At 54.7% G+C, this 13,649-nt stretch carries 11 protein-coding genes; 7 read left to right on the forward strand and 4 right to left on the reverse strand.

What is annotated here, in order from left to right; translation table 11 throughout:
• Positions 1 to 2: 2 nt before the first annotated feature.
• From ACSOSI_RS23655 to ACSOSI_RS23665, 3 genes are read right to left on the reverse strand one after another with little or no spacing between them, the layout of a single operon-like run.
• Positions 3 to 842, reverse strand: a complete 840-nt coding sequence (locus tag ACSOSI_RS23655; protein ID WP_476706252.1) for an ABC transporter permease — start codon at positions 840 to 842, stop codon at positions 3 to 5.
• A 9-nt stretch (positions 843 to 851) separates the two neighbouring features.
• Entirely contained in the window at positions 852 to 1,649 is a 798-nt protein-coding gene (locus tag ACSOSI_RS23660) for an alkaline phosphatase family protein (RefSeq protein WP_261133040.1), read from the reverse strand.
• Between the two features lie 11 nt (positions 1,650 to 1,660).
• The gene (locus tag ACSOSI_RS23665) at positions 1,661 to 2,722 is read right to left on the reverse strand and encodes an ABC transporter substrate-binding protein (protein ID WP_017894228.1); all 1,062 of its coding nucleotides are present in this window, start codon (positions 2,720 to 2,722) and stop codon (positions 1,661 to 1,663) included.
• Positions 2,723 to 2,913: 191 nt separating this feature from the next.
• Between ACSOSI_RS23665 and ACSOSI_RS23670 the strand changes: the two genes are divergently transcribed.
• Complete coding sequence (locus ACSOSI_RS23670; protein ID WP_476706253.1) at positions 2,914 to 3,624, forward strand: UTRA domain-containing protein; 711 nt, start codon at positions 2,914 to 2,916, stop codon at positions 3,622 to 3,624.
• A 37-nt stretch (positions 3,625 to 3,661) separates the two neighbouring features.
• On the opposite strand, the gene metH is transcribed toward ACSOSI_RS23670, so the two are convergent.
• Positions 3,662 to 7,357, reverse strand: a complete 3,696-nt coding sequence (gene metH, locus ACSOSI_RS23675; protein WP_375189607.1) for a methionine synthase — start codon at positions 7,355 to 7,357, stop codon at positions 3,662 to 3,664.
• A gap of 198 nt (positions 7,358 to 7,555) precedes the next feature.
• Here metH and iclR point away from each other — a divergent pair, with 198 nt between their 5' ends.
• The 6 genes from iclR to ACSOSI_RS23705 all read left to right on the forward strand — a co-directional run bounded on the left by iclR (position 7,556) and on the right by ACSOSI_RS23705 (position 13,452).
• Complete coding sequence (gene iclR / locus ACSOSI_RS23680) at positions 7,556 to 8,386, forward strand: glyoxylate bypass operon transcriptional repressor IclR (protein ID WP_012147185.1); 831 nt, start codon at positions 7,556 to 7,558, stop codon at positions 8,384 to 8,386.
• A 329-nt stretch (positions 8,387 to 8,715) separates the two neighbouring features.
• Positions 8,716 to 9,612 carry a hypothetical protein gene (locus ACSOSI_RS23685; RefSeq protein WP_017894232.1) on the forward strand — a complete coding sequence of 299 codons (897 nt, stop codon included), beginning with the start codon at positions 8,716 to 8,718 and terminating at the stop codon, positions 9,610 to 9,612.
• A 351-nt stretch (positions 9,613 to 9,963) separates the two neighbouring features.
• On the forward strand, positions 9,964 to 10,857 hold the full coding sequence (locus ACSOSI_RS23690) for a phosphotriesterase-related protein (RefSeq protein ID WP_012147187.1): 894 nt from the start codon (positions 9,964 to 9,966) through the stop codon (positions 10,855 to 10,857).
• A 5-nt stretch (positions 10,858 to 10,862) separates the two neighbouring features.
• Positions 10,863 to 11,216, forward strand: a complete 354-nt coding sequence (locus tag ACSOSI_RS23695) for a DUF2620 domain-containing protein (RefSeq protein ID WP_112362605.1) — start codon at positions 10,863 to 10,865, stop codon at positions 11,214 to 11,216.
• Positions 11,217 to 11,226: 10 nt separating this feature from the next.
• A complete protein-coding gene (locus ACSOSI_RS23700; protein ID WP_476706254.1) occupies positions 11,227 to 12,528 on the forward strand; it encodes a YhfT family protein in 1,302 nt (433 codons plus the stop codon).
• A 60-nt stretch (positions 12,529 to 12,588) separates the two neighbouring features.
• A complete protein-coding gene (locus ACSOSI_RS23705) occupies positions 12,589 to 13,452 on the forward strand; it encodes an acid phosphatase (protein ID WP_476706255.1) in 864 nt (287 codons plus the stop codon).
• Positions 13,453 to 13,649: the final 197 nt, after the last annotated feature.

The following is a 13,649-nucleotide window of genomic DNA, read 5'->3' on the forward strand; positions in this document are numbered from 1 at the left end:
TATTATGAGCGTGCATTGAGGTAACTCCTGCGCAGCAGCCACTGATGGATCAGGGTGATAAACGCCATCATCGCCACCAGCAGCATCGCCAGCGCACTGGCCAGGTTAGGATCGAGAGAGATGTCCCCCGCCACCAGCGCCGAGATCCGGATGGGGATAACGTTAAAATTGCCGGTGGTCAGCGCATAGACTGTGGCATAAGCACCCAATGCGTTGGCCAACAGGATGACAAAGGTGCCCATCAGCGCCGGTGCCAGCACCGGCAGGCCGATATGCCGCCAATAGCGCCACGGACTGGCTCCGAGCAAGGATGCCGATTCGCGCCAGTCTTCGCGCAGCGCATCAAACGCCGGGTACAGCAGCAGCACGCCGAGCGGGATCTGGAAGTAGGTGTAGAGCACAATCAGCCCGGTTTTGGAGTAAAGGTTAAAACTCTCCATCAGGCCGTATTTGCGCAGCAGTAGCGTCAGGCAGCCATTCAGCCCCAGCAGGATGACGAAGGCAAACGCCAGCGGCACCCCGGCGAAGTTGCTGGTCATGTTGGTAAACGACATCACAAAATCATGGAACCGCGTCTGACCCAGCTGGCGCAGTGAGTAACTGCCCACCAGGGCGATTAACAGCCCATAGACGCTCGACCAGAGGGAAATCTCCAGCGAGAACTGAAACGCCTGCAGATAAAACGGCGAGGTCAACACATCAGCATAGTTGCCCAGCCCCCAGCCGCTGGTTTGGCTGAAAAAACTGCTGACCGCAATCCACACCAGCGGCGCGATTTGGAACGCACCAAACAGCAGGATAAACGGCAACAGGCACAAGGCGGCAATCCACTTGGCTTTCATCAATCACCCTTATGCCAACAGCGCACGGCAGCGTGGCTTGTCGTGCGCCACCTGCAGCACCTCGCACAACGTACCGCACAGGTCGGTTTGCTGCGGGTCGGCATCGTTTTGGCTAAATGCGCTGCCGAAGACAAACAGCGGCACCTGACGCTCTTCCGGCAACACGCCGCCGTGGCTGCGATCGTCATTCATGCCATGATCGGCGGTAACCATCACCTGATAACCGTCGGCCAACCAATCGGCCAAATAGCGCGACAGCACGCCGTCAGCATTGCGCGCCGAATTGCGGTATTGCGGCGAAGACAGGCCGAAGCGGTGCCCGGCATCATCAATGTTCATCGGGTGGATCAGCAAGAAATCGGGCTGATGACGGCGGCGCAGGCTTTCGGCATCGTCAAACAGATGCGAATCCGGGTAGCGGTCGTCGTAATAAAAATGGCCGTGCTGGATCGGCAACTCGGCATCGTCGGTATGGCGATCGCGGGCGGCATCAAACGGGGTGCGGTTATACAGCTCACTGAACCAATGGTAGGCGGCCGCAGCGGTGGTTAGCCCTGCGGCGCGCGCATAGTGAAACACGCTTTGCTGCTGTGAGAGGCGTGATACCTGATTATGCACCACGCCACTCTCCACCGGCGGCACGCCAGTGAGGATGCACTCATACAGCGGGCGGGAGAGCGAGGGAAGCTCGCTCTCCAATTGATATAACCGTCCGCGCCCTGCCGCACATTCGGCCTGCAGATAGCCCATGGCGTCATGCGCCACCTGATAGTTCAGCCCGTCCAGCAGTACGAGGATCGTTTTCATAATGGCTTAACTCACTGCTGCATAAACATAATGACGTTTTCCTGCCACTGGCGCGGCAGCGTTTTGGCGCTTTGCTCCCAGGCCGCCGGATCGGCGATTGGGTGAGCATTTTTATATTGTTCGGCCGGCAGCAGCTTGGCTTTGACATCGTCCGGCAGCGTCAGATGTTCGGCACGGATGGGACGCGCGTAGCCACGCGCCAGGTTGATCTGGCCGGCGTCGGAGAAGATGTATTCACGCGCCAGCTTGGCGGCGTTCGGGTGCTTGGCGTATTTGTTGATAATGGTGGTGTAGCCTGAGGTGATTGAGCCGTCGGACGGGATCAACACTTCAAAGCGGGTTTTGTCGATCTGGTCACGGTAGTTAAGGCCGTTAAAGTCCCAAACTACGCCGACCTGGACTTCGCCTTTTTCCAGTGAGGCGATCACCGGGTTGCTCAGGCTCAAACGGCCGGCTTTCGCCAGCTTGCCGAAGAATTCCAGGCCCGGCTTCAGGTTCTTCTCATTGCCGCCCATGGCGTAAGTGGCCGCCAATACGCCGCTGGCCGCCTGCGAGGCGGTACCCACGTCACCGATAGTGACCTGATAGGTTCCTTTCAGCAGATCCGCCCAGCTATGCGGGATCTCTTTCACCTGTTTCTTGTTGATGATGAAAGCAATGGTGCCGGTATAGGCCAGCGCCCAATGACCGTCTTTGTCTTTCGCCCAGTCAGGCACCTGATCCCAGGTGGATGGCTTGTACGGCTGGGTCACCCCTTTTTGTACCGCGATCGGGCCGAATGCCGCGCCCACATCACCGATATCCGCCGTAGCGTTGCTCTTTTCGGCATCGAACTTGGCGATTTCCTGCGCCGAGCTCATGTCGGTATCGGCATGTTTCAGGCCGTACTTGCTGAGCAGATCCTGCCAGGTGTCTTTCCAGTTGGCCCAGCTGTCCGGCATACCGACGCTGTTGACTTCCCCTTCCTTCTTGGCAGCCTGTGCCAGCGCCGCCAGATCGGAATCGGCAGCCCAGCTGGTCTGGCTGGACAGGATAATGGCACTGGTTAACACAGAAGCGCACAAACGTTTCATAACTGATGCTCCGGGTGGTAGTGTGGAAGTGGCTGGACTAGTCCAGCAAGAACCAAGCCAATCTAACGGACGAATGTGATAATTATATGTCAGTCTAAAAAAGCAGCATTTTTATCGCATTCGGGCGTCACCGAAGCTTACGTTGGTCTACCTTTAGCGGGGCAAAGCGCACTCAATTGGGGCAACTGTGCATGAGTGAAGGAACAACAACCGTGGCGACTATTTGCCAGATTCTGGCCAGCCGTATCGCCGACGGGGAGTTCAACGCCGACGGCAAGCTGCCTTCTGAGCGAGCCCTGAGCGAACAGTTTTCCACCACCCGCATTACGCTGCAGGAAGCGCTCGGCCAGTTGGAGGCGCAGGGTGTGATTTACCGTCAGGTCAGGCGTGGCTGGTTTATTTCGCCGCCCCGGCTGGTGTACAACCCGTTGCAGCGCAGCCATTTCCACGCCATGGCGCAGCAGCAGGGACGCGATGCCCATACCGAAGTGATCGACGCCACCACTCTGCCGTTGTACGGCAGCCTGTGCCAACGCTTGGATCTGCCCCCTGGTAGCGAGATCTACCGCATTCGTCGGCTGCGCTATATCGACAGTCGTGCGGTGTTGTACTGCGAGCACTACCTCAATCCCGCCTATTTTGCCGGTATCCTGGACGAAGATTTAACCCAGTCGCTGACCGGGCTGTACGCCGAACGCTACGGTATTCGTTATGGCCGGGTGCGTTTCGATATGCTGCCCACCCTGCTGCCACAGGAAGCGGCCACCATGCTGAAAGTAACCTACGGCAGCCCGGCGCTGTTTATTACCCGGGTTAACCGCGATCAGCACGATCGGGTGATTGATTGTGATTTGGAATATTGGCGTTACGACGCGCTGCACATTGACGTGGAGGCACAATGACAGGGGCGCGGCAAGCCGCGCCCCTAAAGAAGGATAATCAGTCGGCGTCGTAGCCGAGGTTGGGTGCCAGCCAGCGTTCAACCTCGCTGACGCTCATGCCTTTACGCGCCGCATAGTCTTCCACCTGATCGCGCTGGAGCTGGGCTACTGCAAAATACTTGCTTTGCGGGTGGCTAAAGTACCAGCCGGACACCGCCGCCCCCGGCCACATGGCGAAGGATTCGGTCAACACCATACCGGTGTGGCGGTTAACGTCCAGCAGGCGCCAGATTTCCGCTTTCTCGGTGTGTTCCGGGCAGGCCGGATAGCCCGGAGCCGGACGGATGCCCTGATAATTTTCGCGGATCAGCTCTTCGTTGCTCAGGTTCTCTTCCGCCGCGAAGCCCCAGTGCAGCTTGCGCACCTGCTCGTGCAGGTACTCGGCGAAAGCCTCCGCCAGACGATCCGACAGCGCCTTCACCATGATTTTATTGTAATCATCGTGCTGCGCATCATAGGCCGCCGCCAGGTCATCCTCTTCCAGACCGCCGGTCACCGCGAAAGCACCGAAGTAGTCGGCCTTGCCGCTGCTTTTCGGCGCGACAAAGTCCGCCAGACAGTAGTTCGGGAAGTCGGTTTTTTCCGTCTGCTGGCGCAGGTGGCGGCTGACCACCAGCACCTCATCACGGTTTTCGTCGCGGTACACCTCCACATCGTCGCCGACGCGGTTGGCCGGGAACAGGCCATAGACGCCGCGCGGGTTGAGGCTGCCGTTGGCGGCAAGCATGTCCAGCATCTGGTTGGCGTCGGCGAACAGCCGTTTGGCCTCTTCACCCACCACTTCATCTTCCAGAATGCGCGGGTATTTACCCGCCAGCGACCAGGTCATAAAGAACGGCGTCCAGTCGATGTAATGGCGCAGCGTTTCTATACCGGCTTCAACCGGGTAAACGCCCAACCGTTTCGGCACCGGCGGCTGATAACTTTCCCAATCCAGCACCATGGCGTTATCGCGCGCTTTTTGCAGGCTGACCGGTGGAGTGCGTGGTTTTTTACGCGCATGCTGGATGCGCACGGTTTCATATTCTTTACGGGTTCGCGCCACGAAATCGTCGCGTTGGGTGGCGGAAAGCAGTGCCGACACCACACCCACGGTGCGTGAGGCATTTTGCACGTAGGTGGTTGAGCCACTGTAATTTTGCTCAATCTTCACCGCGGTATGGGCCTTGGAGGTCGTGGCACCGCCGATCAGCAACGGCAGGGTAAAGCCCTGACGCTCCATCTCTTTAGCCACGTTGACCATCTCGTCCAGCGACGGGGTAATCAGCCCCGACAGGCCGATGATATCGACGTTCTGCTCACGCGCGGTTTTCAGGATTTTCTCCGTCGGCACCATCACGCCCAAATCGACAATTTCGTAGTTGTTGCACTGCAACACCACGCCGACGATATTTTTGCCGATGTCGTGTACATCGCCCTTCACCGTCGCCAGCAGGATTTTACCCGCCGTCGTCCCTTTCTCTTTGCTGGCCTCGATGTACGGCTCCAGATAGGCCACCGCCTGCTTCATCACACGGGCGGATTTCACCACCTGAGGCAGGAACATCTTGCCTTCGCCGAACAGGTCACCGACCACGTTCATGCCCGCCATCAGCGGCCCTTCGATCACTTCGATCGGACGATCCGCACGCTGGCGCGCTTCTTCGGTATCCAGTTCGATAAACTCGGTAATCCCTTTGACCAGTGAATATTCCAGCCGTTTTTCGACCGGCCAGCCGCGCCATTCCGCCTGCTGCACCGCCACTTCGTTGTCTTTGCTGCCGCGGTATTTTTCCGCCAGCTCCAGCAGCCGCTCGGTGCCGTCGTCGCGGCGGTTGAGGATCACGTCCTCCACCGCATCGCGCAGTTCGGCGCTCAGATCGTCGTAGATCGCCAACTGCCCGGCGTTAACGATGCCCATATCCATGCCGTTGCGGATCGCGTGATACAGGAATACCGCGTGGATCGCCTCACGCACCGGATCGTTACCGCGGAATGAGAACGACACGTTGGACACCCCACCGGAGATCATCGCATGCGGCAGGTGGGTTTTGATGTCGGCACAGGCTTCGATAAAGTCGACGGCATAGTTGTTATGCTCATCGATACCGGTGGCGACGGCAAAAATATTCGGGTCAAAAATGATGTCTTCCGGCGGGAAGCCGACGCGCTCGGTCAGGATTTTATAAGCGCGGCGACAAATCTCGAACTTGCGCTCGCGGGTATCCGCCTGGCCAGCCTCGTCAAATGCCATCACCACGACCGCAGCACCGTAGCGGCGCACCAGTTTGGCGTGGTGGATAAAGGCCTCTTCGCCCTCTTTCATCGAGATAGAGTTAACAATGCCTTTGCCCTGAATACACTTCAGGCCTTTCTCGATCACCGACCATTTGGAAGAATCGATCATGATCGGCACGCGGGCAATATCCGGTTCACCGGCAATCAGGTTGAGGAAACGCACCATCGCCGCTTCGGCGTCGAGCATCCCCTCATCCATGTTGATATCGATAATCTGTGCGCCGCTTTCCACCTGCTGGCGGGCAACGGCTAGCGCTTCACTGTATTTCTCTTCTTTGATCAGCCGCTTAAAGCGGGCGGAACCGGTGACGTTGGTACGCTCGCCCACGTTGACGAACAGCGTCTTGGCGTCGATGTTCAACGGCTCAAGGCCGGCCAGACGGCAGGCGACCGGGATCGCCGGCAGTTGGCGCGGTGGCACACCCGCCACGGCCTTGACCATCGCGGCAATGTGTTCCGGCGTGGTGCCGCAGCAGCCACCGATAATATTCAGGAAACCGGCATTCGCCCACTCGCCGACCTGTTTCGCCATCTCTTGCGCGTCCAGATCGTATTCGCCGAAGGCGTTGGGTAACCCGGCGTTGGGGTGAGCGGTGACGTAGCTTTCCGAGATACGCGACAGCTCAGAAACGTATTGGCGCAGTTCGTCCGGACCCAGCGCACAGTTCAGGCCAAAGCTCAGCGGCTTGACGTGGCGCATCGAGTTATAGAAGGCTTCGGTGGTCTGGCCCGACAGGGTACGGCCGGAGGCGTCGGTGATGGTGCCGGAAATCATGATCGGCAGCGCAACGCCCAGGGCTTCAAATTCGGTTTCCACCGCGAAGGCGGCGGCTTTGGCGTTCAGGGTATCGAAGATGGTTTCGATCATGATCAGATCGACACCGCCTTCCACCAGCGCACGCGTCGATTCGCGGTAGGCTTCCACCAGCTCATCGAAAGAAACATTACGGAACGCCGGATCGTTGACGTTCGGTGAAATAGAGGCGGTACGGTTGGTCGGCCCCAGCACCCCGGCCACGTAACGCGGCTGCTCTGGCGTGCGAGCGGTCCATTCATCGGCACAGGCTCGTGCCAGGCAGGCGGCCTGGTAGTTAATCTCGGCGGACAGCGACTCCATATGGTAGTCGGCCATGGCGATGGACGTGGAGTTGAAGGTATTGGTTTCGAGAATGTCGGCCCCCGCTTCCAGGTAGCCGTAGTGAATGGCGGTGATCACTTCCGGTTTGGTTAGCACCAGCAGGTCATTATTGCCTTTCAGATCGCTCTGCCAGTCGGCAAAACGCTCGCCACGAAAGTCACTCTCTTCCAGACGATAGCTCTGGATCATGGTGCCCATACCGCCGTCCAACACTAAAATTCGCTGCGCTAACTGCCGGCGCAGTTGTTCTACTCGATTTGTCACTGTAACCCCTTCAATTACCGATCCAGCCCATCGCTCAACTGCTGCAAAAACCAACGAGTCATCCTAGCACAGGTTGTGCCGGCAAAGGGGCGAGCGCTAATTGAGAGTTTTTCAGGTTGCCGGGCAACAGATCCGATGAGCTGATTGACGGCTTGCAATTCACACGTAAAAAACGAAAATGAATTCCATCATACGGAAAAAGGAACGTGAATTATGGTCACCCCTGCTCCTGCCAAACGTGGCAAAAAGCCCCGTGCTGCATCCCCGACCGCCAGTGCGGCGACCGGCCAGGTACAGTCGCTGACCCGTGGTCTGAAATTATTGGAATACATTGCCGAAGCTCAGGGCAATGTCGCGCTAACCGATCTGGCCCAACAGGCCGGCTTGCCGAACTCCACCACCCACCGCCTGCTCACCACCATGCAACAACAAGGTTTCGTGCGGCAGGTGGGCGATCTGGGCCTGTGGACCATCGGCTCACACGCCTTTGTAGTCGGCAGCAGCTTTTTGCAGAGCCGAAATCTGTTGGCGATGGTGCACCCAACGCTGCGTCGCCTGATGGAGGAGTCCGGCGAGACGGTTAATCTGGCGGTGCTGGATACCAGCGAGTATCAGGCCATTATTATCGATCAGGTACAGTGCACCGCGTTGATGCGCATGTCGGCACCGATCGGCGGTAAACTGCCGATGCACGCTTCCGGCGCGGGGAAGGCCTTTCTTTCCACCCTGCCGGATGAGCAGGTCACCAAACTGCTGCATAAAAAGGGCATGCAAACCTATACCCAACATACTCTGACGCCGCACAACCTGAAGGAAGGGCTGGCGCAGATTCGCAAGCAGGGCTTTTCCTTTGACGATGAAGAACATGCGCTCGGTCTGCGCTGCGTAGCAGCCTGCATCTTCGACGAGCACCGTGAAGCCTTCGCCGCCATCTCCATCTCCGGCCCGGTGTCTCGCATCACCGACAACCGCGTGACTGAGCTGGGCGCGTTGGTGATCCACGCGGCGAAAGAGATCAGCCTGGAATATGGCGGCGTGCGTTAAAATACCCGTGATACTGCTGGCCTGAGTCAAATTTATAAAATCCGGGCCAGCGGCATGAAAATGCAATCAGGGAAATATCGCAACACTGCTGGCACGGCAGGTTGACAAAAATACCCGCCCCACTATCGGCATAATCCCGCATCAGGAAACGAAGTAGCGATTGAACAATCAAGTTTTGTATATAATTTATGCCAGCATAGCTTTACAGTTATTTATTAATATAATTCCTCACATTAATATGAATACCCATTAAGAGGTATAAGCTAACCGCGTAATTTTTCTTCCAAAATTATCTCCCCCTGGTGGGAATATCGCTAAGGAATATAAAAATGAAACGCGCAAAAAAAAGCAGTCATGGCGACTATACCGATTTTCTTACCGCAATCAGAACCTTTGAATGCTCTATCGATCCTCTTGATGCAGAGTATTACGACCAGCATTACGATGATCAACAGGCAGTTACCTACCAACAGGTTGAATCTCCCGGGCGTGTTGTCCGCAGCAAGAGTGGCGCGCCATTGGTCAGCACCACCTCGATAAAAGATTATTTTATAAAACTGGGCGTTGATAAATTCTATATCCGGGGTTCTGGTGATCCCGCAATGTTTCGGACAATGCAATATGCCGTTATGAATTATCTGGGCTTTGTGGGTTACCAGTTCAGCGAACACGACCTCTGGGATCTCGGCTATTATACCCATTATGATAGCAATGGTTTGCCGATGTATTATTCGGATGTAGACGTCAGCAATTGGGCCAATGGCGTACGTGATAAAATAATGGAATTTCCCGAAGGGAAGATCCACGTTACCGATGTTAATACCTGGCGAGGAACATTTACCGGTAAACATGGTATTAACTCTTTCGAGGATGTCATCAACCCAGACAAGCAGGAATTTATCGCCCTCGACCATTTTGACAATAAATACCAAAACATAGTCTTACAGTTAGCCGAACACGGGGAAAAACTGAGTAATTATCTGGGGAAAACGGTTCGCTGGAGCGAGTGCCAGCCGGTGTTAACGCCTCCGGATGGCCGCCCCAATGACGTGGAGATCACTTTATCAGGCTTACTGGCAGGGGCACATCTGCGCGGGGCAGAAGGCGTCGTCGCCCTCCTGATAAATCACGAAAATCATGCGGATGAAAACGGAACGGCTATCTTGCAATATGTTTACGATTTCGGTGGCTACAGCACACCTTATGCAGGATCAGCAGCCGATTAAAATTTAGCGGCGCCGACTGTGGCGCCTCACTATATTTGTGATCCTGTTCAAGTAATAGTCATCTGCCCGTTGTTGTCCCAAATAGGCTCACTTACCATTGCATTAATATATTCAAAAAAATGAGGATATAGAGTGAACAACCAAAGTCTGGACAGAGTTATCAAGCGGCCGACAAGCCCGATTTAAACAACGGCACAACCCAGTTTGTCGTTCATAAATCTTCAAATAAATGAAAATTAAGAGTGCCTGTCTGAGGCAACAGCAACGATGCAGACATTGCGGTGACACCTTTGGCGCCTCTGAACCACAAAGTGGCCATTGGTGTTATTCACAACTCAACAAGGGGCAACAATGGATCTTTCAACGCAATTCGATAGCCGTGGTTATACCTATGCGCACGAGCATCTGCATATCGACCTGTCGCCATTCAAGCAGGATATGGATTGCAGGCTGGATTGTTACGCTTTGCTCGTCGATGAAATGAGGACGCTGGTCAGTAAAGGCGTTCTCAACCTGGTTGAGGTCACCAATCGCTATATGGGACGCAACCCGCAATTTATGCTGGATCTGATGCAAGAAAGCGGCATTAACATCCTGGCGTCAACCGGGTACTACCAACAGGAGTTCTACCCGCCACATGTCGCGCAACGTAGCGCGCAGCAATTGGCGCAGGAAATGATCGACGAAATAGAACAGGGCATTGACGGCACAGAGTTACGTGCAAGCGTCATCGCAGAAATAGGCAGTAGTGAAGGCACCATTACCCCGACGGAAGAAAAAGTGTTTCACGCCGCCGCATTGGCACATTTGGCGACCGGTAAACCTATCTCGACCCACACCAGTTTCAGCACCATGGGGCTGGAGCAGCTACGGCTATTAACCGGCTACGGGGTGGCCGCAGAGCATATTGTTATCGGCCATTGCGATCTTCGCGATCAGTGGGAAACGTTGCTACGCATTCTGGATACCGGTGCGTTAATTCAATTCGATACCATCGGGAAAAATAATTATTACCCAGACGAAAAACGTGTGGCTACCTTACTGGCACTCGCTCAACGGGGTTTATCAGGTCAGGTCATGCTCTCCATGGATATCACCCGGCGTTCACACCTGGCGGCCAACGAAGGCCCAGGGTTCAGCTACCTCATTGATACGTTCATTCCCATGTTATTACAGGCGGGGATCCACCAGCGGGATATTGACCTTATGCTGCGCGATAACCCCAATACATTCTTCAAAGGATAATAATAATGAAAAAAATCGGCATTGCAGGCTTACAACGTGAGCAAATAAAACAGGTTATTGAATCCACCGCACCCGGTAAATTTGAGTGCTTTATCCAAAACGATATGGAGGCGGCAGGTAAAGTCAAAAGTGGCGAACTGGATTATTTTATTGGTGCCTGTAACACCGGGGCGGGTGCAGCGCTATCTATTGCTATCGCCATTATCGGTTACAACCGATGCTGCACCATTGCCAAACCAGGAATACAGGCAAAAGAAGAACAAATAGTTAAATGGATTGATGAAGGGAAAGTGGCTTTTGGCCTTTCGGTGGAACATGTCGAACATGCCGTCCCGATGTTGATTGGTCACTTGGGTTAAGGAGCTTCCCATGGAGCAATATTTGCATATTGTTATCGTTGCCTTGCTCACAGGCATGACCTCGCTGCTTTCTCATCGGTCGGTTGCCGTATTTCACGATGGTATTCGTCCCATTCTGCCGCAATTGGTTGAAGGGAATATGAACCGTCGTGAGGCCGGCAGCATTGCCTTTGGTTTAAGCATCGGTTTCGTGGCTTCCGTCGGGATTTCATTTACCTTATCAACCGGTCTGTTGAACAGTTGGTTACTGTTTCTGCCTACCGACATCATCGGCGTATTGGCATTTAACAGTTACCTGGCGTTCACTTTGGGCATGGCCTGGGGCGTATTGGTATTAACCAGTCTGGTACCGATCAACACCCTGCTTACCGCCCTGCCGGTGGATATTCTCGGTTCGCTGGGCGAGCTTTCCAGCCCGGTGATTTCGGCTTTCGCCCTGTTCCCACTGGTCGCTATTTTTTATCAATTCGGCTGGCGTCACAGCCTGTTGGCCGCTGTCGTGGTGCTGATGGCCCGCGTGATTGTGGTACGTTTTTACCCTTCTCTTTTCCCTGAATCCATCGAGATCTTCGTCGGTATGGTCATGCTGTTGGGGATTGCCATCTTTCGTGATATTTCTCAGCGCAAGCATCATGAGAACAACCACGGCGCCTCAGTTTTTGAAGAAAGAACCGCAAGAATTATCAAAAACCTGCCGCTGCTTGCCATTACCGGCGCACTGATATCGACGGTGGCCAGCCTGAAGCTGTTTGGCGGATCCGAGGTTTCTATCTACACCCTGGCAAAAGCCTGGGCCCCTGGGGTTTCACCCGAGGAGTCGGCGGCGCTGGTGAATCAGGCGGCGCTGGCTGAATTTATGCGCGGGTTAGGTTTTATTCCGCTCATCGCCACTACCGCACTGGCCACCGGCGTCTATGCCGTTGCCGGTTTTACCTTTGTTTTTACCGTGGGTTATCTGGCACCGTCCCCCTGGTTGGCGGCCATTTTCGGCGCGTTAACCATCACGCTGGAAGTGCTGTTATTACGCTCTATCGGCCGCTGGTTGAGCAACTATCCTTCGGTTCGTAACGCATCCGACAGCATCCGCAACGCCATGAACATGCTGATGGAATTCGCCCTGATGATTGGTGCCATTTTTGCCTCCATCAAGATGGCGGGTTATACCGGATTCAGCATTACCGCCGCACTTTATTTCCTTAACGAAGCTCTGGGACGCCCAATATTGAAGATTGCCGCACCGGTAGTAGCAACAATAATATGCGGAATCCTGTTAAATATTTTGTATTTCTTAGGGTTATTCGTTGTCAGTTAATCTCAGGACTTGAGTCATAGAACTTACCGGGAAACATAATACCAACACGAGGGAAATATAATGAAAACAAGGAAGAATATAAATAGATTTACCGCATTGATTTTACTATTCGGCTCGGTGGCATGTTTATCACCCGCCCAGGCAAAAGATGATACTGCGCCAAATAATGATCCCACTGAGACCTGGCGTACCGATTACAGTGATATCGGCTATCCTGACGTGGGCTTCTCGCCTTATATCAAGGGTTGGATCAACGGCTATCTGACTCCGACGGATTACCCGGACGGAGCAAAAATCCTGCCGCCGCCACCAAAAGAAAATTCCGCCGCCGCACAAAGCGACATTGAGACATTCCATGAATTACGCAAGCTGCGCGATACGCCACGCGGCCAGTTGGCGATCAAGGATGCCAAACTCTCCTTTAACTATATTGGCAGCGCATTCTCACCGGCGTTAGGTATCACTATTTCACGTAAAAACACGCCTCGATTACACCTGCTGCTCGCCCGTGTCTTTACCGATGCAGGTTATGCCTCCAATGACACCAAGAAAGCCTTTAGCCGCATTCGTCCCTATTCGGCATTGCGCATTGATAGCTGTACCCCAAAAGAACATAGTGCATTAAGTAACGATGGCGGCTCTTACCCTTCCGGCCATGCCGTCACCGGGATGATGTGGGCGATGACCTTAACGGCAATGGAACCGCAGTTATCCACCCCGTTAATGAAAAAGGGCTATGAATTTGGCCGTAGCCGTCTGATTTGCGGTGTTCATTGGGAAAGTGACGTTGACGCAGGCCGCTTCCTGGCCGCCGGCGCTTTTGCCCGCCTGCAGGCAAGCCCGGAATACCAAAAACAATTCCGTGAGGCCAAGCAGGAGGTTGATCGTCTGCTGGAACAAAAGAAGGCAACGACCAATAATTAAAGCCACATAATAGGTTTGCACAATGGTGCCGCTGTTGTGCAAACCATCGCCTTTCCATCCACCACGCTTGTTGCGCCCCTGCTGTTGTCAGCATGTAAAACGCTGTACCGATCCTGTTTCCCTCCCCCAATAAAAACTTGAAGCCGATCACAGATAACGATCCTGGCAGCTAAAGCCCATTGCAACCGACGAAACTT

Source organism: Serratia sp. AR11, from assembly GCF_056376275.1.